Origin of the sequence: Streptomyces sp. NBC_01439, from assembly GCF_036227605.1 — a bacterium.
Classification (GTDB): domain Bacteria; phylum Actinomycetota; class Actinomycetes; order Streptomycetales; family Streptomycetaceae; genus Streptomyces.
Genome location: NZ_CP109487.1, coordinates 9,222,558 through 9,242,046, shown reverse-complemented (window position 1 = coordinate 9,242,046; position 19,489 = coordinate 9,222,558). Strand labels below are relative to the sequence as shown.

General features: G+C 68.5%; 17 protein-coding genes and 2 pseudogenes. 8 read left to right on the top strand and 11 right to left on the bottom strand.

The window, feature by feature from the left end; translation table 11 throughout:
- The first annotated feature begins 16 nt into the window (after positions 1–16).
- The 4 genes from OG207_RS42130 (at position 17) to OG207_RS42115 (ending at position 4,232) form a co-directional block, all read left to right on the top strand.
- Entirely contained in the window at positions 17–196 is a 180-nt protein-coding gene (locus OG207_RS42130; protein ID WP_329106804.1) for a hypothetical protein, read from the top strand.
- Positions 197–768: 572 nt separating this feature from the next.
- Positions 769–2,574: an alpha/beta fold hydrolase gene (locus OG207_RS42125; RefSeq protein WP_329106801.1), complete on the top strand. Its 1,806-nt coding sequence runs from the start codon at positions 769–771 to the stop codon at positions 2,572–2,574.
- A 181-nt stretch (positions 2,575–2,755) separates the two neighbouring features.
- Positions 2,756–3,169: a DUF6087 family protein gene (locus OG207_RS42120; protein ID WP_329106799.1), complete on the top strand. Its 414-nt coding sequence runs from the start codon at positions 2,756–2,758 to the stop codon at positions 3,167–3,169.
- Between the two features lie 211 nt (positions 3,170–3,380).
- Positions 3,381–4,232 (top strand): hypothetical protein, encoded by an 852-nt coding sequence (locus tag OG207_RS42115; protein ID WP_329106797.1) that lies wholly within the window; start codon positions 3,381–3,383, stop codon positions 4,230–4,232.
- A 384-nt stretch (positions 4,233–4,616) separates the two neighbouring features.
- On the opposite strand, the gene istB is transcribed toward OG207_RS42115, so the two are convergent.
- The 5 genes from istB to OG207_RS42090 form a co-directional block, all read right to left on the bottom strand.
- Positions 4,617–5,459, bottom strand: a complete 843-nt coding sequence (gene istB / locus OG207_RS42110; RefSeq protein WP_329094680.1) for an IS21-like element helper ATPase IstB — start codon at positions 5,457–5,459, stop codon at positions 4,617–4,619.
- Between the two features lies 1 nt (position 5,460).
- Positions 5,461–6,708: an IS21 family transposase gene (gene istA, locus OG207_RS42105; RefSeq protein WP_329094678.1), complete on the bottom strand. Its 1,248-nt coding sequence runs from the start codon at positions 6,706–6,708 to the stop codon at positions 5,461–5,463.
- A gap of 89 nt (positions 6,709–6,797) precedes the next feature.
- A complete protein-coding gene (locus tag OG207_RS42100) occupies positions 6,798–7,013 on the bottom strand; it encodes a hypothetical protein (protein WP_329106795.1) in 216 nt (71 codons plus the stop codon).
- A 100-nt stretch (positions 7,014–7,113) separates the two neighbouring features.
- A complete protein-coding gene (locus OG207_RS42095) occupies positions 7,114–7,758 on the bottom strand; it encodes a hypothetical protein (RefSeq protein ID WP_329106792.1) in 645 nt (214 codons plus the stop codon).
- Between the two features lie 251 nt (positions 7,759–8,009).
- On the bottom strand, positions 8,010–8,351 hold the full coding sequence (locus tag OG207_RS42090) for a hypothetical protein (RefSeq protein WP_329106790.1): 342 nt from the start codon (positions 8,349–8,351) through the stop codon (positions 8,010–8,012).
- A gap of 421 nt (positions 8,352–8,772) precedes the next feature.
- Between OG207_RS42090 and OG207_RS44195 the strand changes: the two are divergent.
- A pseudogene (locus OG207_RS44195) lies at positions 8,773–9,551 on the top strand (IS982 family transposase); the annotation flags it as partial.
- A 328-nt stretch (positions 9,552–9,879) separates the two neighbouring features.
- Here the strand turns inward: OG207_RS44195 and OG207_RS42080 are convergent.
- The gene (locus OG207_RS42080; protein WP_329106785.1) at positions 9,880–11,088 is read right to left on the bottom strand and encodes an SMI1/KNR4 family protein; all 1,209 of its coding nucleotides are present in this window, start codon (positions 11,086–11,088) and stop codon (positions 9,880–9,882) included.
- Positions 11,089–11,565: 477 nt separating this feature from the next.
- Entirely contained in the window at positions 11,566–11,889 is a 324-nt protein-coding gene (gene fdxA / locus OG207_RS42075) for a ferredoxin (RefSeq protein ID WP_329106783.1), read from the bottom strand.
- 95 nt (positions 11,890–11,984) lie between these two features.
- Here fdxA and soxR point away from each other — a divergent pair, with 95 nt between their 5' ends.
- Positions 11,985–12,449: a redox-sensitive transcriptional activator SoxR gene (gene soxR / locus OG207_RS42070; RefSeq protein ID WP_329106781.1), complete on the top strand. Its 465-nt coding sequence runs from the start codon at positions 11,985–11,987 to the stop codon at positions 12,447–12,449.
- Between the two features lie 110 nt (positions 12,450–12,559).
- On the opposite strand, the pseudogene OG207_RS42065 reads toward soxR, so the two are convergent.
- Positions 12,560–12,793: pseudogene (locus OG207_RS42065) on the bottom strand (telomere-associated protein Tap); the annotation flags it as partial.
- Between the two features lie 342 nt (positions 12,794–13,135).
- Positions 13,136–13,618 (bottom strand): hypothetical protein, encoded by a 483-nt coding sequence (locus OG207_RS42060; protein ID WP_329106780.1) that lies wholly within the window; start codon positions 13,616–13,618, stop codon positions 13,136–13,138.
- A gap of 107 nt (positions 13,619–13,725) precedes the next feature.
- Between OG207_RS42060 and OG207_RS42055 the strand changes: the two genes are divergently transcribed.
- Together OG207_RS42055 and OG207_RS42050 are read left to right on the top strand one after the other, a co-directional pair.
- Entirely contained in the window at positions 13,726–14,427 is a 702-nt protein-coding gene (locus OG207_RS42055) for a response regulator transcription factor (RefSeq protein WP_329106778.1), read from the top strand.
- Between the two features lie 728 nt (positions 14,428–15,155).
- On the top strand, positions 15,156–16,082 hold the full coding sequence (locus OG207_RS42050) for an alpha/beta hydrolase (RefSeq protein ID WP_329106776.1): 927 nt from the start codon (positions 15,156–15,158) through the stop codon (positions 16,080–16,082).
- Between the two features lie 552 nt (positions 16,083–16,634).
- Here OG207_RS42050 and OG207_RS42045 read toward each other — a convergent pair.
- Positions 16,635–17,819, bottom strand: coding sequence for a hypothetical protein (locus OG207_RS42045; RefSeq protein WP_329106774.1), 1,185 nt, complete (start codon positions 17,817–17,819; stop codon positions 16,635–16,637).
- Positions 17,820–17,865: 46 nt separating this feature from the next.
- Positions 17,866–19,407, bottom strand: coding sequence for a hypothetical protein (locus OG207_RS42040; RefSeq protein WP_329106773.1), 1,542 nt, complete (start codon positions 19,405–19,407; stop codon positions 17,866–17,868).
- Positions 19,408–19,489 lie beyond the last annotated feature (82 nt).

Below are 19,489 nucleotides of genomic sequence, written 5' to 3'. Positions count from 1 at the left end.
GAACCAGCCCGAGCCGATGCAGAACGACCCCTTCGTGAGTCAGCACACCGCCATCATCCTCTTGGCAGGGTTCGTCATCGGCCTGGTCGTCGGTGGCCTCACGTTCCTCAGCGGCACCCCGGCCGCCGGCGCGGTTCTCGCCGGGCTCCTCAGTGCCGGAGGCAGCGTGCCCTTCCTGCGCACCCTCATCGGCTGACATGCCACCGACACTGGACCGGGGATCGTGACCGTGGCCGATGCGCACCCCGACCTGCTGCTTGGTGATCAGGACTCGCACGTCACATGAGCCGGCCACTCCAGCGGCAGAAAGGCGTCTCGCCCCGTACGTCCGGGGCCAAAAGGCGGCCGCGCTCGAATCCGCCCAACGGTGCCAGGTTCGAGACGACCGTGAACCTCACGCCGAAAGCCGAGGCCAAACGCCCGACCCTGCACCGCTACCCGACGGGCCCGTGTTTGCCCGGGCTCGGCTAATACTCCAGTGTGACTTCGTGATCTCGGGCTGAAGTGAAGTCATCGAGCGTGCTGTGCGCGGCAACGCAGTAGGTTCAGCGGACTGTCGGATGCCATTCGTGGAGCATGCGCTCCAGAATTCTGCGGGCGGCGCAGTGGGGCGCCAAGTATGTAGTGCGTGGCGTAGCCGGGGCGCGCGATATCCCACATCGCAACAACATCACTAGCTCCGGTGAATGTTGATGACGTGTCATTCCGGCTCCCTCTGATCTGATCATGGTGCCGATCGGCATCCGTTCACAGAGAAGGTGGTTCCGAATGACCAGTGACCCGACTCCGTCGGTCACCGAAGCGACGCTCACCGACATCGCCACCAACGGCATCTGGGGCCCAGGCCACACCGTCAGCCAGGCCGTCGTCGACGTGTCCCGGGCACTGCTCGCCTCCCTTCAGGGCGAGGAGGGCCTCGAACTCCCGCCGGAGCTCTCGGAGCTGGTGGCCGAGGTGAAGCGGATCGCCACGATCGCACTCCCCCGCATCACCACGCACGACGGTGTCCGGCTGTCGGCATTCAGGATCAAGCTGAAGGACGACGCCCCGCACCCCGTGGTGATCGTGCCCGCCGGCTGGAACCCGTACGGCTGGCTGCCCTTCCTCTACGCGTACCTCAAGCTGGCGCAGCGCGGCTACCACGTGCTCGCCTACTCGCCGCGCGGCATCGGCATCGAGGGCTGGCCGTCGACCTCCGAAGGCTTCGTCGACGTGGCCGGGCCCAACGACTGGGCCGACGGCTCGTACGTGATCGACTACGCGCAGCAGTCCCTCGAGCCCAGCCGGATCGGCTTCCTCGGCGAGTCCTACGGCTCCGGGATCAGCCAACTGGTCGCCGCGCACGACCCGGCCGGCCGGGTCGACGCCGTGGTCGCGCTGAGCACCTGGGGGAACCTCGCCACCAGTCTGTACAACAACGGCACCCGGCACCTGGAGGCCGTGCAGGCGCTGATCGACTTCACCGGTGGCCCGCTGGAGGAGAAGTTCGACGAAAGGGCCCAGCAGGTCCTCAAGGACTTCATGAGCGGCCGGAACCTCGACGAAGTGATCGCGTGGGGCACTGAGCGCTCCCCAGAGACGTACGTCGACCAGACGAACGCGCGGGGCATCCCGACGTTCATCTCGAACACCTGGCACGAGACGCTGTTCCCGGTCAACCCGGTGCTCGACCTCTTCGAGCGGCTCACCGTGCCGAAGCGGCTGAACCTGTGGATCGGCGACCACGGCGCCCCCGAGGGCCCCGGCCTGGCCGGGCTGGTGCTCGGTGCGCCGTTCCCCGGGCTGGCGGTGCCGACGCGGGAGGCCTACGAGTGGCTTGACCACCATCTGCTCGGCGTCGACAACGACGTACCGAACTGGCCGGCGGTGAACAGCCAGAGCATGTTCACCTACCGGACGGTCGCCAACTCGGGCGGCACCCACCTGATCACCGCCCCGGCGCGCCGCGAGACGTACGCGTCCTGGCACGAGGCCACCACCGGCAGCGAGGCCTGGTACCTCACCGGCACCGGCGACAGTGGAGACGGCGCGCTGACCGACAAGCCGACCGCCGGGTGGTCGCGGGACTTCGAAGCCGGCGCCCTGACCGCCTCCGTCGCGGGCGAGCTGCTCAAGACCGGGCAGCAGGAGTGGTTCGGCAACCCCAAGGCGTACGAGCCCGCGAAGTTCGAGCGCGACCAGCTGCTGGTCTGGTCGACCGACCCGCTGACCGGCTCCGGTGAGGTGGCCCGCCGGATCCGGGGCGCCGCCACCGTGCGGCTCACCGTGCGCAGCAACGTCGACGCCGCCACGGTGATCGCGTACCTGTACGACGTCGCCCCGGACGGCACCGCCCGGATCATCACCCACGAGCCGTACACGGCCACCGACCTGACCCCGAAGGCCGACACCGCCATCGTCTGGTTCCTCCAGGCCGTCTCCTACGACCTGCCGGTCGGGCACCGCCTCTGCCTGGTGATCAACAGCCGTGACCCGCTGTACTCCTACGCTGGCTCCGACCTCCCCGCCCTCACCACCACCACGGTCAGCTCAGTGAGCGGGAGCGAGGCCCGGCTGGAGCTGCCGCTGGGCTGATACCCCACGGCTCCAGTGCCCGTACAGCAGCCCGCCGATCGGTGTGCAGCGGGCTGCTGTACCGGTGTCACGGGGGCCGGGTGGGAACGGCAACGGCGCCTGGAAACCGCCGAACGACGGGGGTCGTGTGAACTCCCGAAGATCATGCGATGGCCGCGGGTCACGGCATTGACGCCGCCCGTTGGCTGGCGTTTTTCGACCAAGCCATGGCCCGGATCGCAGGCCGGTTCAAGCGGGTGAACCCGCGTGCCGCGGCGGCGCCAGCCACCTCCGCCCCAACGAGCCCCGCGTCCTGGAGGAACGGAACGGCTTCGCGTACGCACCCGCCGGCACGACCCCGAACCTCGCAACCACCCAGGAGCGGGTGAACGAAATCCCGATCGACAACAGCCCCGCCGCGCAGCCACCTCTGGTGACTGGCAGAGGCCGTGATCGGCAGCCGCGGCCCCGAAGGGCCAGCGGTGATGTTTCCTGGCTGCAGGCCCCCTGTCTCCAGTGGAGCAAGGGCCCGGCGGCGTTGACGGTGTGGTGTCAGTCGAGGAGGTTTCCCACACCGGAGGCGCGCAGGGATGTGGGCGTGCTCAATCTCTTGTGAGGCGTGTGAGGCGTTGGCGCGTTCGGTGAACGGCCGTCGGCAAGGAGGCCGCGGCGCGGCGGCTCGACCACATGTAGGCGATCACACCAAAAGAAGCGATGCCTCAGTCAGTACGCGGGCGCCCCGGGTGCGGACCCGGCGCCCGGGGGACGGAAGGCGCCCGGTACAGTCCCCTCTCGATCTTGATCAACTCGGGGGACGGGAGCGCTGCATGGCGCGGCGGGACGGGTACGAGCAGCAGCCGGACGGCTGGCCTCGGGCGGGACGGGCCGACGCCGGACCGTACGGGACGCCACCGGCGGACCGGGAGCAGGCGCCGCGCCACGGCTGTGTGACGGTGCTGATGGCTCCCTTCGTCACGGCCGCCCGTTTCCAGCGGCCGGGACGCGAGGACCGGCTGGCCGACCCCGCCATCTCCGGGACCCAGGTGGCCCGTACCTGCATCGGCCTGGGTGCCACGGCCTGGCTGTTCTACGCGTACTCGCTGCGCCAGGGGGCCGAGGACGTAATCAACGACAAGCTCACCGAGGTGCTGATCGCCGCCGCCGTGCTGATGGTCGTGGGACCACTGGCGGTCGGCGCCTTCGTGCTCGCGGCCCGGCCGCCGCTGCGCAGCCGGTACCGCCGGCGGCTGCCCGGCCCGCTGACGGCGTTCGGCGTCCTCTTCGGAGCGGCGGCCCTGCTGGCCTTCTCCTTCAGGCCCGACCTGCACGACCGGCTGTTCGGAGGAGCCGGCGACGTCGGCTTCCTCCTGAGCCTGCTCACCGGGATGGCCTCCCTCTTCCTGCTGCCCTTCGTCCTGACGTCCTCGGTGCTGTGCGTCCACCACTCATTCCGGACCGCTGACGTCCACGAGGTGCTGCCGCCCCTGCTGTCCCCGGTCGTCATCGTGGCGATGTCGGTCCTCCAAGCCATCGACGGGCCACCGGTCAACGCCCCACAAAGCGTGTGGTTCCTCTTTCTCGCCGGAGCACCCCTGTCGGTGACCGCCCTCTCCTTCTGGGAGATGCGCCGGCTGCGCACCCGGTACGGGATCACCCTGCGCGGCGCCCTGGGCCGGTAGGCGGCCGCACCGGTTCCGCGCCGCCGCCGGAACCGCCCGGTGCTCCGACCGCGTCGGACGGCGCATGTGGCCTTCGCCTTACTGCCGACATCACAACCTGCCGGTCAGCGGCTCGAAGCCGTTCTGCATCGCGACCATCATCGGCCTCGCCCCACACCAACTCGCCGGGTGGGCGATCCCCGAACACGTGCGAACCGAGCTCGTCAGCAGTGCCTTCGCTGAGATCTGCAGTTCAGCGGGGGGCCGGCAGAGCACTGGCACGGTCGGGTCCAGCGCGGACAACGCCGCCGCGGAAGCTTCAACGCCGCCTTCAAGAGAGAGTGTCGGCGTCGGCTGAAAAGTGGACCAGTTTGGCCGGTTGAAAAGTGACCCGCTGGTGTCGGTTCAGTCGTTGTCGTTGACGGTGGGAACGCGGCCGAGTTCTCGTCCTTTCATGCGGTAGGAGTCTCCCTTGAGGGAGTGGACCTCGGCGTGGTGGACGAGGCGGTCGATCATGGCGGCGGCGACAGTCTCGTCGCCGAAGACTTCTCCCCAGCGTCCGAAGGGCTTGTTGCTGGTGACGATCACGGACGCGCGTTCGTATCTGTTCGAGACGAGCTGGAAGAACAGATTCGCGGCTTCGGCCTCGAAGGGGATGTATCCCACCTCGTCCACCACGATCAGCGGATAGCGTCCGAGTCGGGTGAGTTCGTCGGCCAGGCGGCCGGTGTGGTGGGCATCGGCCAGGCGGTCGACCCACTCGGCCGCGGTGGCGAACGCGACGCGGTGACCGGCCTGGCAGGCCCGGACCGCAAGTCCGGTGGCCAGGTGGGTCTTGCCGGTGCCGGGCGGGCCGAGGAAGACGACGTTCTCCTTGCCCGCGATGAAGTCCAGCGTGCCCAGATGCGCCAGCTGCTGGCGCGTCAGGCCGCGCAGGTGGGTGACATCGAGTTCCTCCAGGGTCTTGACCGCGGGGAAACGCGCCGCCCGTACTCTCGCTTCGCCGCCGTGGGATTCCCGGGCGGATACCTCCCGCTGGAGGCAGGCGACGAGGTATTCGGTGTGGGTCCAGGATTCCTTGCGGGCCCGTTCCTCCAGTCGGCCCGCGGCATCCAAGAGTGCGGGGGCTTTCATCGCGCGGGCGAGGAAGGCCAGGTCGGAGGCGGTCTGCTGCCCGGTCCGCCGGTTCACTCCAGCCGAAGCGGCGGTGGTGTCCTCGGTGGTGTCGGCGATGGTGGTGCGGGGCATGTCAGATCACCTCTCTTCCACCGTCGATCACGGTGAACAGACGGTCGTAGGTGCCAAGCTCGCGTTGTTCGACTTCGACCAGCGGGCCGGAATCGACGGACCGGATGTGACCGGTGGGCCGCTGGTGGTGGTGTTCTCGGCGCATGATCCGGCCGGTTTCGGCGTGCTGGGGGTCGGTGATGGTCTGGTGGCGGGCCCAGCAGCGGGTGTGTTCTGCGACGATCTCCCCGCCCGCGGCCAGGACGATCACCTTTTCGTTGTCGGACAGGACGGTGACCTGGTGGCCGATCGCGGCCGGGTCGACGGAGTAGTCGCAGGTGTCGACGCGGACGTAGTGGTCGCGGCCGAGGCGGACCTGGAACCGCCACCAGGTCGGCGGGTCGGCGGCCGGGAGGGTCAGCATCTGGGCCCGGTCGGCTTCCCATCGGTCGGCCGGGCGGGCGCCGAGGGTGCGGTGGATCCTGCGGTTGGCGACCTTCAGCCAGGCCGTCAGCTGGCTGTTGAAATCGTCCGGGCCGCTGAAGTGGCGGCCGGGCAGGAACGAGGTCTCCAGGTAGCCGTTCGCCCTCTCGACCAGGCCCTTCGCTTCTGGATCGCGAGGTCGGCACAAGTAGATCTTCGTGGCGAGCAGGCCCGCGAACGCGGCGAACTCGGAGGTCGGGCGGCCGCGGCCGACGCCGGCCTCGTTGTCCCAGACCAGCGTCTTGGGCACCGCACCCCACTCGGTCAGCAGCCGCCAGTGCCCGTCGATCAGGTCCCCGGTCCGCCTCGAGGGCAGCATCCTCGCGGTGATCACCCGCGAGTAGCCGGAGACCATCACCAGCACCGGCATCCGCCCGCACTGCCCATAGCCCAGCGGAATGTCCGCCTCGGGAAACCACAGGTCGCACTGGGCCAGCTCGCCGGGCCGATAAACCGTCCGCGAGACCGGGTCGACCGGAACATAGGCCGGCCGGAGCTCGCGCACCCGGTCTTTGAGGATCGTCATCCCGCGGTCCCAGCCGATCCGCTCCGCGATCACCGTCGCCGGCATCGTCGGGGTCTCCCGCAGAAGCTCACGGATCTGCACCTCGACCGCGTCGACCGCCGAGCCCTTCACCGCACGCTCGTACTTCGGTGGCCGGTCCGTGGCCAGAGCCCGCTTGACCGTGTTCCTCGAGATCCCCAGATGCCGGGCGATTGCCCGGATCGGCATCCGCTCGGCCCGATGCAGCCGGCGGATCTCTGCCCAGTCCTCCACGAGGATCACCCTTCCCTCCTGACCTTGATCACCAAGGTCAGAGTCAGATGAAGATCACCAAGTGGGTCACTTTTGATACGCCGTCAGAGGGTCCGAGTTCAGCCGTCGCCGACAGAGAGACCGATGGGGCGGCCCGGGTGCTCGGGGCGGTGAACCCGCTGATCGCCCTCCCGCACCGGATGCGGTGCGGGGCGTTCCCGGTGGAGGTATCGCTGCTTGAGCGCGCGGCGTCGGTCAACCATCTCGGTGCCGGCCTCGGTGATGCGACGCGTCTGCTCGGCGGTGAGCTTCAGGGCCTCCGCGGGGCTCGTCACCACGCCGTCCCGTCGAGCCCGAAGGGCAAGCAAGGGCCTCCCGCACCCGGGAGAGCTCCCCTCCCGGGCAGTAGTGCTCATACGGTCCCCGCTCCGAGGATCAACGGGAGGCGGCGCGGCGGCGCCGGAACAGGACGTAGGTCCCCGCACCTGCGGCGGCCAGAGCGGCGGCGGCACCGACGAGCCAGGCCGCCCTCCCCGCGGACTGCCCGCCCGCCAGCGCGGCTTGCTGGTCCCGACACGCCCGGCGGGCCACCTCGTCGATCGGCGCTACCCGGTAGCGGGCCCAGACCTCGTCCCTGCCCACCCAGCGGACCTCGAACAGGCCGGGCTGGGCGTCACAGCGAACGACCGCCTTCGCCGTCAGGACGGCCTTGGCACCGCTCATGACGGCCTCCCCGGTGAAGCCCGGCGAGGTGAGAGTGTCGCCGTACCCCAGGTCCGCGTCCGAGCCCGTGGGCGTCATTTTCTCGCCCGGCCAGAAAGTCCGTACGTCCCAGGGCGACTGCGGCCAGGAGTCACCCGCAGGCCAGCGCTCCTCCTGCTGCTCCGGGGGAAGGGCCGCCACTTCCGCGGGGCACGCCGTGCGTTCGCTCTCGTCGATGTCCGCGACCTTGACGGTCACCCAGACATCGCCCTTGGCGCCTTTGGTGGGCCCGCCGGGCCCCGACCGCTCGACCGGGTAGACACCTGGTCGGGCGTCACATGCCACGGTGGCCACGGCGCTGATGACCGGATCGTTCATCCTCAGCGTCCCGTGCTCAATGAAGATCTCAGAACTTACCCAGTTTCCGTTCATCCCCGGCAGGTACGAGCCCACCGCAAACGTGAGCCTCTCACCGGGGCGGGCCGATAACTGCGCCCCCACGGGTGGTGAAGGGGCCGGCGGACCCGCGGTCTGCGCTGCCAAGGCAACTCCCGCAGGCGATGTCAGCATCAATGCCAATGCGGCAGCCCCACTGGCCCTCATCCTCATTGCACGCATTTGCCCTCTTCTCATCTTCGTTGACGATCTTCGGTGCCCTGCATGACCTGCCCTTCGCCGAACTGGAGCGCCGTCACCGCTCTTCGTTCCGAATCCTCAACTCGCCCAGGAAGCGAGTCTTTGAGATCCAGATGGTTCACCGCGTTGACGCTCAGCGTGATCGCAACCGTAGTGAGTTCCAGCCCGAAGCTCGCCGCGACCGTCCCCCCGAGACCACGACCCACCCGCCCCACGGTCGACTCCGACCCAAAACCGGGCACCACCACGATTCCGTAGGCGACCGGCACCTCCAGCCCGCGCGCCGGCACGCCGGCCGCGAGGACCACTGCAACGCGGCCGACCTCCTCAGACAAGCTGCGGGTTGAGGAGGAGTACTGGACGGTCGAACACTTGGCCGTCGCCGTGCCCGTCAACGACGCACGGGCGCGCTGAGGCAGATGCACGGCATCGGGGGCGCCCAGTAACCAGCAGCCGGGCCGCAGTGCGGTCCTCGCCGACCAGAACCTGGAAGGAGCCCCCGGACCTCGACTTCAACGCCAAACCAACCCCGATCGCCTACCGGCGCACCCACGGCATCACCTGCTTCCACGTCTGCTACTCCGTCGGCGACGACCAGATGTGCGGACCAAACGGCGCCGCAAAGGCATCGACCACACCTGGGCCGCCCGCCGCGGCCCGACCACCCAGCCCGGCGAACCTTCCCGGTCACAGCAGTAGATGATCGATTCCAAGGGATCGGTTGCGCTATGAGGCGGGGGAACCCAACGTCAGAGTGTGAAGACAGAGTTGGACCCGCTCACGACCGCACATTGCGTGAAGACGGACGACCTGCTGAAGGCGTCGCCGCGTCATGCACCCTGGCGTCCGGTCGTCGGGAATGCTCCGCGAGCTGACCGATGCTGAGCTAGTCACGCTCACGATGATGCAGGCCATGCTCGGCGTCACCTCCGAGGCCGGGTGGCTCCGCCATGCCCACGCTCACCTGCGGCATCTCTTCCCCTGCCTGCCGAAGCTTCCCGGCTACAACAAGCGGCCATGCAAGGCCGCCAAGCTGCTTCGCCGGGTCACCCGGACTCTGGCCACCGACACCTCAGTGTGGAGCAACGACGTGTGGATCCTGGACTCCACACCCGTGGACTGCGCGAGCCACAGCCGCTTCTTCTGGGGCTTTCGGCTGCACCTGGTGTGCACCCTCCAGGGCCTGCCGGTCGCCTTCACCCTCGCCTAATCGCGGCCGAACCGGGGCTCGTCGCCGGCCAGCCCGAGCAGACGCTGATCGGGACTTCGGTCGCGACTTCGAGCATCCGTTGGCCGAGCAGGGCATCCGGCTGCTGCAGCCGGCTCGGCGCACCACTGTTCAAGCCCTTGCGGCAGGTCATCGAGTCAGTCAACGAGACCTTCAAGGGCCAACTCGACCTCGAGCAGCACCGAGGGTGCACACCCGGCGGTGTCGTCGCCCGCGTCATGCAACGCACCCTCGCGGTCACGGCACCGCGATCTGACACAAGGGCCACACCGACCAGCCCGTGCTGCGCTCATTGACCGCCTCCGACCCGCGTGGGGGAGGCCACCGTCATCCTCCGAGGCCATGGCCTCCGCGAATCCGGCCGCGCTTCTCCGGCACGCAGTCGGTTGGACCGATGGCTGCCCGGCCGGGTGAGACTATGTGCGGGTAGGGCAGGGTAGTTGTCACCACAACAGCGCGCTACGTGGCACCACCGGGGCCCCTGCAGCATTACTCTCGGCCGTTGGCCATCTCATCCACCCCTGAGTAGGACGGCACGGGGCATCGCCTGGGCCGGCGCATCGTCAACGGCGGCGCGAGCGCGACACCCCGGCGCACCCGCCGGACGGACAACCGCACGAGTGCCAGCTGAGGCCTCACCAGTAGGCGCGGTCGTCAAAGGGCCGGAAGTCCGCGACCTCGGCAGGGTCGTCGTCCTCGTCCGGGGTGGCGAACCCGGGCGCGACCAGGGTGCCGCGCTGCCAGTCGAGGAGGGTGTCGATCAGGCCGCCCTCGAGTGGCGGTCCCTGGTCTGCGTGGCGGGGCCAGAGGATCAGCGGCCATGTATCGGGATCCTCGCCCTCGGTGAGCCAGCCGAGGTAGTCGCCGTCGATGGAGTTGGCGAAGGCGAGGAAGCCGCCGGGCTCGGGCCAGACGGCCAGCGGGTACCAGCCCGGGTGGTCGTCCTTGAGCTCCCGGTAGGCGTCCGCTGTGTCCTCGACGTGTGTGAGGAAACGCCGCTCGCCGGTCCGGAGCGGGGTGTGGAAACGTAGCCACCCGTTCCAGATGCCGGCGCCGTACCCGTCCATCAGCCGCACGTACTCCCCGGGCAGCCGTGTGCCCAGTTCGACGAACAACCCTTCCCAGGAGCCGTTGCCGAGGTTGCCGAGGTACGGGCGCTCGGGTGGCGGCGACAGCAGCCGCAATGCGTCCAGCCCGGTGCCGGTCTCCAGCGCGATTCGGCGCTCGGCCTCGGTGAGCCGAGGTGGGGTAGGAGCGGGTGGGGTCCACGGCGCGGCGTCGGGGAGGAAGCCGGTTCGCGCGACGGCGCCCGGCAGCGGGCCCAGCAGCGGGCCGGGAGGAGAAGGGAGCTCCCAGGTGTCGCGGACGGTGTGCCGCAGATAATCGGTGAACGTCAGGTCGTACCGGTGCCAGCGGAGCAGGCCACTGCCCGGCACCGCCCCCGAGTGCCGTACCACCACGGTCCACTTGTCGGGGTCGACGGAGGCCGAGGTGTCCCAGAACAGTACGTCGCTGCCCCGTGTGCAGCCCCAGGCCAACAGGCCTCCGGGCTCGGGGTGGAACACGGGCCGCTCGACCTCGGGCAGCCCCCGCGCCTCGATCCGCGCCTGCCGGTGCGTCGCACGCAGCCAGTCACCGTAGTCGAAGCGGTCCCGCTGGACGCACGGCACGTGGATCCACACGTACTCACCGAAGTCCAGCGGCCCGTACCGGTCGGCGAGCCGCTTGTAGTCAGCCGGTAGCCGCAGTCCGAGCCAGTCCTCGACGGCCGTCCAGTCGATGGGTACAGAGGAGGGCGGGCGCTCGGCGGATGGGCTGGCAAACGTGCCTATGTCCGATGTCAATTGACGTCCCTCCAGCGTGCCACGTGTTCGGCAGATTCTTCCGTCTCCGCGGACCAGGAGGAAATCGGGCGGCGGCGGGTATGCCTTACGGATCAGACTGGTGCGCCCGCAGGGTGGCGATCTGGAAGCGGATCGGAGTCGACCGAAGCGGCCCGAGTGTCCTGTCGAAGCGCCTCTGTCAGGTACCGACTCGTTGACCTGCTGAGATGCCAGTCAGGAGACACCGGTTGAAGATCGCTTCCCAGGCGGCAATTGTTCTCTTCCCGAGGCGAGCGGACCTACAGGAGGGCCGGGTCTTCGAACCTGACCGTGCTCGTGGCACGATCAGTGAGGGTGTCGGTCAGTAGCTGTAGCCGCCACCACGGATCCGGCGTTCCCGTGCTGTGGTGGACGTCTTGCAGACTCCGCCGTCGGTGTGCTCGGCTGGGCATCGGATGGTGGCGGCTACGGTCATGTGCTGCTCCACGGCCTGTTGGCTCAATTGGCTCCCTGAGGCGGCAGCGCCGTGACGAGCGGATGATCCCTCTCGATCGGGCCGAGCCTCGCGCTGCTACCGGGGGAACCGAGGTCGGAGAAGAACTCGGCGTTCACAGCGTTGAAGTGCTGCCATTCCTGCGGGGTGTCGTCCTCGAAGAGGATCGCTTCGACTGGGCACGCTGGTTCGCAGGCGCCGCAGTCGACGCACTCGTCCGGGTGAATATAGAGCATGCGCTCTCCCTCGTAGATGCAGTCGACAGGGCACTCCTCGATGCATGCCTTGTCCTTCACGTCGACACAGGGCAACGCGATCACAAACGTCATTGGACTGCCATCCTCTCCAGATCATTTCTGCTTGCCGTTCCGACGCAGCCGACCGTAGGGCCTCAAGTAGGCTTGAGGGCAAGAGGAGGCTCTGGATGACGAGCGATCTTTCCGTCGGTGTCCGGGCCACCCCGGACGACTGGCTGAGCATCGGCGAGGTGAGCGCGCGGACCGGATCAGCGGTCTCCGCTCTGCGGTTCTACGAAGAGCTCGGTCTGATCGCCTCCGAACGCGACGAGCGCAATCAGCGCCGCTACCCGCGGCACATGCTGCGTCGTATCGCGTTGATCTCGGTGGCGAAACGAATCGGCATCCCGTTGCAAGACCTCCGGGAGGCGTTCGCCGATGTGCCGCTCGACCGTCCGCCGAGCCACCAGGAGTGGCAGCGGGCCTCGCGTGAGTGGAAGCGTCGACTGGAGGAGCGCCGACAGACCATCGAGCGGCTTGAGGCCGAGCTCACCGGGTGCATCGGCTGCGGATGTCTCTCGATGAAGGCCTGCGCTCTGCTGAACCCCGGCGACGCGCTCGCCGACGAAGGCGTCGGGCCCCGACGGCTGTGAGGGACGATCGCGCGCAGGTCGCGGTGGGCAGCGCCTTGGGCAACGGCGGTGAAGAGGCGCTCGGAGTAGGCGGCGGGGAGGTGGACGGTCAGGCGGCGCACCCGGCCGTCCTCCATCGCGGCCAGGCATCCGCCGTCGGTCACGTCCTTGGTGACACGCCCAAGGTCGGCCAGGGTGTCCATGAACGCCGTCTTGAGGCGGTCGTGCCAGGGGCCGAGGTGGGCGCCGGTCTCGCTGCGCAGGGAGGCCTCGATGGGGTGGACGTCGTGGCCGAGTTCCTGGGCGTAGGCCAGGGTGTGGACTTGGTACCAGGCCGGTCCGGTCAGCCGGGTGCCGTCCGACGTCGTGGCGGTCAACTGAACCAGCCTTTTCCAACAGCCAATGCTCGGAAGGAGGAAGGCTGTTCGATGCTCTCGACGGGGCCAGCGACTCGGGCGGCGGTACGGCGTTGTCGTGGGTGTAGTCCCAGTCCTCAAGCGTGATGGCGCCGCATGCTGGTTGCCACCCTCCCCCTCTCCCCTTCCTCGACTCGCCCCAGCAGCGCCTCCCGTTCCGCCTGGGGCCAGAAGCGCTTTGGAGGTTCGGGCCTCCTCGGCTGAAGACCGGCGCGCCAGGTGGGTGGCTTTCTACGTGTAGTTGAGCGTGAGGAAGCAGGTGGGCTGGTGGGCTGGTGGGCTGGTGGGCTCCTAAGCGCTACGGAACAGTGGCTTACCGTCCCGCAGCCGACGGCAGACCCGCCGGTAGCTCGGGCGGCCCAGCTTCGGCAGCAGGCCCTTCCTGGCCCGCTTCGCGCCACCGTCGTACACCTGCGGTACGAAAATGTCGCGGGCGGCCCGGAGTTGCTCCTTGGGCGGATGGTAGGACTCCACCTCCACGCCCAGCTCCCCCGTCTTGTAAGAGGCGGACTTGTCGTACAACACCAGCGCTCGGGCGTGTACCTCGCCCTTCACCTCGAACGTGAAGTCGTTGTAGTAGCCGTAGACGATGCCCTCCGCCCGCAGGTCGCCGTCCACGTATACCGAGCCCCAGGAGACCAGGTCGCGGACCACCAGGTCGCCGAGCACCACGAGCATGCCGATGTCGTGGACGTAGTCGTCCAGGAAGCCGTGCACGATCAGGTCGCCGTCGACGACCAGCGCGATGTCGAGGGCGAGGTCCTTCGGGATCACCAGGTCGCCCGCGTGGTATTGCCACGCGATGCCGGCCCCCCGCCCGTGCCCAAGTCCGAGTCCGAGTCCGAAGCCGCTACTACCGCCGCCGACACGGAGGCCTACGCATGACCATCCGCGTGCTCATCGCCGATGACCAGGCCATGGTCCGGGAGGCCTTCGCCATCCTGCTCGGCGCCCAGCCCGACATCGAGGTCGTTGCCACCGTCGAGAACGGTAGGCAGGCCGTAGCCCGGGCCGAGGAGCTGGCGCCCGATGTGATGGTGATGGACATCCGGATGCCCGGCCTGGACGGCATCGAGGCCACCCGCCAGGTCGTGTCCGCCCCCGGGCCATCGACGAAGATCCTCATCCTGACCACCTTCAACCTCGACGAGTACGTGTACGAGGCGCTGCGCGCCGGGGCTTCCGGTTTCCTCCTCAAGGACGCCTCCGGCATCCAGCTTGCCGAAGCCGTAAGGGTGGTGGCCCGGGGCGAGGCCTTGCTCGCACCCGACATCACGATGCGGCTCATCGCAGAGTTCTCTCGCGTGAGTCCGAGCGCCAAGCAGCCGACCGATGTGCGCATCGATGCGCTCACCGACCGCGAGAGCGAAGTTCTCGCGCAGGTGGCGCAGGGCATGTCCAATGCGGAGATCGCCCAGGTGTTGGTCGTCGCTGAAGAGACCGTCAAGACCCATATGGGTCGCATTCTGCACAAACTGCAGCTGCGCGACCGGACCCAGGCCGCCGTCTTCGCCTACGAAACCGGCCTGGTCGTTCCCGGCAACGCTACCCACTGGACGCCCTCGCTCCGAACCGCCACCTAGCCGGGCCGCTTTCTTAGGATCGCCGGGCCGGCGACTGCCGCTGTGGCCGCGGCGTCCAACGGGGCGCTCGGCCTCCATCCTCACCACCGTCTTCGAGGTTCCTGGGGAACGCCCTGGCGGCGTTGCCGTGCCGTGCCAGCCTCGGTTGCCGCATCGGGTGGCCGTTCGCCTCTCTGGTGGGGCCATGGAGGAGTGGGTCGGAGGGGCCGCCGTGGCATTCCGTCCCGTCGGCTCCTCGATGGTCCTGCTGATACACCGTCGGCGGCAGGTGGTCGTTGCTCCGGTCGAGGCGTCGGCGTTGCAGGTCGGCGTAGCCCTGGAGGGCTACGCAGCAGGTTGGCTCCTCCGGGGGACGCAGATCACCGACCTTGAAGGCGAACCTTGTAAAGCCCCAGTTGGAGGCACCGTCCTCCCGCGCCCCACGCCTTCAAGGAACGCCACCATGTCAGAAGTCTCATACCCGGTACCTGGTTCCCAGGCCTCGTCCCCCGGCAGGATCAAGAGGTCCCTACGCGTCGTTCTCGCTTCGGTCGCCTCGGTCTTGGCCTTCTTCACATCTGCCATCATGCTGGGTGCGTACTTCCGGCCATCCCCAAGGCCGGCGTCATCGGCCGGTCGTCGGCGGACAGTACCCCCTCCACATAGCACTCATCGGCATCGTTGGTACCGCTCTGGGAACCCTGGCTTGGCGTAGCGGCTTGGTGCGCTGGGGGCGCGTCCTCACCGCGGTGACCGCACTGTCAACCACCGCTGCCCTGGGCATCGGGAGCGTCCAGTTCACTGCCACGCGCGACGCCGGTACGAAGGTCTCCTTCAGACAGGTCTTCAGCCAGCTCGCCTCCCCCGTCGGTGCCGCACCGGACGCGACCCACGTCTACGCCACCCATGACGGTGAGGCGCTCGAAGCGGACGTGTACCTGGCCAAGGAGAGCCGGGACAGCAAGGTGCCGGCCATCGTGCTCGCCCATGCCGGAGGCTTCCACACCTTCGACAAGAGCGACCTGCGGGGTATTGGCCGTTGGTTGGCGGACCACGGCATGGCGGTCATTGCCGTCGACTACCGCCTGGCCACCCCCGAGCGCCCCACGTGGAACAAGGCCCCGCAGGACCTGATGACCGCCCTGGGTTGGACGCGGGAGCACGCCGACGAGTACGGCATCGACTCGTCCCGTATATCGCTGGGCGGCATGTCAGCTGGCGGCAGGCTCGCCATGAACACGGCCTACCGGCTCAAGAACGGCACCATACGGGCCACCGACGGCGCCACTCCGAAGCCCCCGTTCTCCGTCGTCGGCTTCTACCCGGGCACCGATGTCGACGGCATGTGGAAGGAGGACGTCGCCGGCACCCGTGAGGCCGCGGAACTCTTCACCGGCGGCACGCCTGCCCGCTACCCCGAGCGCTACCGCGAGGTCTCCCCGATCACCGACGTCCAAGAGGGCCTGCAGCGCACCCTGCTCGTCGTGGGAGACCGCGATCGCAGCACCCGCCCCGACACCATCAAGGACTTCGGCGCCTCGCTCCGGGCCAAGGAGGTGGACACGACGGTGAAGGAACTCCCATTCGCCGAGCACGCCTTCGACGACGCCTACGGCAGCCTCACTTCCCAGACCAGCCGCCAGATCCTCCTCGACTTCCTCAACAAGAACACGTGACACTGCCTTTGCGGCCGCAGCCTCGTTGGTCGCACCCTCGGTGTGACCCTGGTCAGGCCGCGCTGCTCCGCTCGCCAGGGCCGCAGGCCCGCTCGTCTGGCTGAGGTCCCGCAAAGGGCGCAGGCGGCCTGCTGGTCGCCGCAGTGCCGGGCGCGTGGGCGAGGTCGCCCGGCGCTCGGGCGTGCGCACGCACAGGGAGGACCGGCATGTTCGGACGTGTGCCCGGCCGGGTGGTTGAGGTCCGGTCGGGCACTGGGCCTGTGGGCGTGCAGTTCGCCAGGGTGGTTGGGCCGCGCTCCGTTTGTTGGGGTGTCGATTCCGGTGGTGTGTGGTTCGACGAGTACCGGCGCTGGACTGGGCCGTCTCTTCCGGATCTTGTCGGCCGAGCCCGCGGCGTCCGGTGCCATGGGGTCTCCCCAGGCCCGCCAGGGCCGAGGGGAAGGCCGGCAAGGCGGAGGGGCGCCCGTGTACTGGACGTACTCGGGCGCCCCGACAACGCGGCCGGGTGCGGTGCCGGGCGCCGCGGGCCCGACAAGATCCGGAAGAGACGGCCTAGCCGTGGTGGGTGGAGATCCGGGCCGGCTTGAGGTGCTTGGTGGTGCTCGGGCGGGTGCCGGAGGCCGGTGCTTGGATCTCGTACACGTCCGGAAGGCCTTCGATCGCCTTGCTGGATCCACGGGAGGGGCCGGTGGGCTGGGGGTCCGCGGCGTCTCGGGTGGGCCGCAGCGTCTCGCACTGCCCGGCCCCGGTGAAGGTCTGCGCGATGAGCGAGCTGGCGGTGACGGTGGAGGGACTGTCGACGGTGATGTTCTCCACGGTGGCGCTGCCGGTGTCGTCGTTGACGTTCAGGGTGCCGGTGGTGCGGACCATGGCGTTCTGCGCGGAGAAGGTGAGGATGTCCTTGGGCTTGAGGGTGGTCTTGTAGTTCATCCTTTCCGAGGTGCCGGTGGCGATCTCGGTGCCCGCCTGGAGCCGGAAGGCGGCTTCGAATGCTGCCCTGACCCCGACTTCGAGCTGGTCCCTGGCCTGGACCGTACCGGTGGCCTCGGTGGTGTTGGTGAGCTGGTTCTCGGCGTCCTTGGTGACGGAGTTCTCCGTCTTGTTGGTCACGGTGCTCGTGGCCTCGGTCGCAGTCTCGGTGGACGTGGTGGACTCGTTGTTGGGGCCCGTGTCTTTCGGGGCGGTGTGGAACGTGTTGGAGCTGGTGTTGGTGTTGGTGCCCTTCACCTCTCCGGCCACCTCCTTGCTGTTGGTGGAGGTGTTGCTGATCTTCTCCGTGGTCTGCTGGGTGACGGTCTGCTTCAGCTCGCCGGTGACCGTGACCTCGGCCTGGTTGTCGACGTGGCCCTCGATGGTGGCGGTGCCGGAGATCTCGCCCTCGATGTTGTCCGTGATCGAGGATGTGAGGATGACCTCGCGTTCGACTTCCATGTCCTCGTTGGTGCAGTTGATGATGGCACTGCCGACGTTGGTGACGGCGGTCAGGAACTCGGTCGGGCCTGCGGTCACCCGGAAGCCGCAGTTACTGCCCTTGCAGGCCTTGAGGACGTCCTTGACCGCGACCTTCTGGCCGTTGCGGAAGGCCTGGGCGGCCGGGTTGCCGCCGGGTGGTGCGGTGGCGAAGGCCGGCAAAGCGGCCATCGCCGTGAGCGCGAGCGAGACGACTCCCACGTTGGCGGTCAGTATCGGGCGGCAACGCCGGGCAGAGCGAAGGGAGCTGTTCTTGAGATTGCGCATGGGACTCTCCAGTTGAACGATCAACGTTGCAGGGACGGGGATCCGGTTACGGCTTGACCGCGATGAGGGGGGTGAGCTCGGTTTCACGGCCGGACGGTGAGGCCGGGGTGCGCACCAGCTGGTCTCCTGCGTCACTGCCTCGCATGAGCGAGCGGGTGCCGCCGTTGTCGGGGGTGACCTTCAGCGGACGTTCGGTCAGGCAGTGCTTCTTCTCGTCCTGCGTCAGCGGGCCCGAGCGCTCGTAGAGCCGGTCGGGAACCTTTCCGGAGGGGAAGTCGAGGCTGGCCTCGATGCTGATCGCGGTGTTGGCGGCGGTGCTGCGGAAGAGCCCCTCGACGCGTTCCCGTGAGGCCTGCACCTCGATCCAGCTGGCCTCGCCGGGCTGGACCGCGGGGTCCACCGCCTTGGTGGTGGTGCGGGCTCCCAGGAACGGGTTGGTCGTGTTGACCAGGTTCGGGTTGCCCTCGTTGCGCTGGAAGCCCGCCGCGGCCTGCTGGAACATGTTCGGGTTGCCGCCCAGGTTCGCTGCAGTCGTCTGCATGTTGGCGTCGTCCACGCCGGTGTTCGCGGCGTTCTGGTCGACGGAGTGCGCGTTCTTGACCCGGTTCAGTTCCTGGCTGATGCTGTCGAAGCCCTCTTCGGTCCAGGTCACGTTCCGCCGGTCGGTGATCTGGTTGCGGGTGCAGTTCAGGTACGCCTCGCCCAGGATCCGGTTCGCGAGGTAGTACTGGTAGGTGTAGCGGGGGTCGGCGGTGAACCTGCAGGCGGTGGGGGACGACTTGCAGGTGTTGCTGGCGGTTGCCATGGAGACCTCGTCGACGCCGTTGAAGGCGCTGAACGGCATCTTGTTCTGCTCGATGTCATGGTTGATCGCCACCGCCTGCTCCTCGGCCGAGACGTCCGTGACCATGGGGCCGCAACTGACGTCGGCGGGGGCGTTCTCCTCGAGTGACTCGAAGACGATCATGGGGTTGTCCTCGGCCGCGGTGAACTCGAACACCTTCGGCGTGTCCGACCAGGCGCCGCTGCCGGGCGTGGTGGTGCCGGTCTTCGGATAGCCGAGGGTGGTGTAGTCCTGCGTGACGTGTACGGTGCGTGCGATTTCCTGGGTGTTGCCCACCTTGGCGGGCTCGCCGTTCGCCTCGTAGGCCGTCTCCTTGTAGGCCGTCACCCGGTACTTCTGGCCGGAGGCGACCTCTCCGGGCGTGCAGGAGGCGAGGGTGGAGGCGGAGTCGGAGAACCGCAGGCGCACCTTGGAGCCCGCGTTCACGTTCCACAGGCGCTGGCGCAGCTTGCCGGTGCCGTTGTTGTTCAGCGACACGGCCTGCAGGTTCTGCGGATGCCTGGCCAGGGTCGGGGAGAACATCTGGAGGCGGTTCGGGTTGGGTGTCGACTGGTACCAGCCTGTGGGCGTGTTCGTGTTCGACTGGGCGGGAGGCACAGCCGGAAGGGCGAACTGGGCGTTCTCGATCGCCACAGGCGTCCACGCGGTGTCGGCGCGGGCCGGGGTCGCGGCCACCGACAGGGAGAGTACGAGGACTCCACCGAGGACGTACGAGGCGGGAGTCCGCGTGACACGGATCAGCACAGTCTTCTCCTGTTTCGGTGCTGGGGGCCGCCGCACACGGCGGCGGAAGACAGAAGGGCGCGCGCCGATAGACGAGTCCGGC

What these genes read in the sequence shown, in the direction of transcription:
- OG207_RS42130 (WP_329106804.1), top strand. Translation starts at nt 17, where the DNA reads ATGCAGAACGACCCCTTCGTGAGTCAGCACACCGCCATCATCCTCTTG.
- OG207_RS42125 (WP_329106801.1), top strand. Translation starts at nt 769, where the DNA reads ATGACCAGTGACCCGACTCCGTCGGTCACCGAAGCGACGCTCACCGAC.
- OG207_RS42115 (WP_329106797.1), top strand. Translation starts at nt 3,381, where the DNA reads ATGGCGCGGCGGGACGGGTACGAGCAGCAGCCGGACGGCTGGCCTCGG.
- istB (WP_329094680.1), bottom strand. Translation starts at nt 5,459, where the DNA reads ATGCCCCGCACCACCATCGCCGACACCACCGAGGACACCACCGCCGCT.
- OG207_RS42095 (WP_329106792.1), bottom strand. Translation starts at nt 7,758, where the DNA reads ATGAACGATCCGGTCATCAGCGCCGTGGCCACCGTGGCATGTGACGCC.
- fdxA (WP_329106783.1), bottom strand. Translation starts at nt 11,889, where the DNA reads ATGACGTTTGTGATCGCGTTGCCCTGTGTCGACGTGAAGGACAAGGCA.
- soxR (WP_329106781.1), top strand. Translation starts at nt 11,985, where the DNA reads ATGACGAGCGATCTTTCCGTCGGTGTCCGGGCCACCCCGGACGACTGG.
- OG207_RS42055 (WP_329106778.1), top strand. Translation starts at nt 13,726, where the DNA reads ATGACCATCCGCGTGCTCATCGCCGATGACCAGGCCATGGTCCGGGAG.
- OG207_RS42045 (WP_329106774.1), bottom strand. Translation starts at nt 17,819, where the DNA reads ATGCGCAATCTCAAGAACAGCTCCCTTCGCTCTGCCCGGCGTTGCCGC.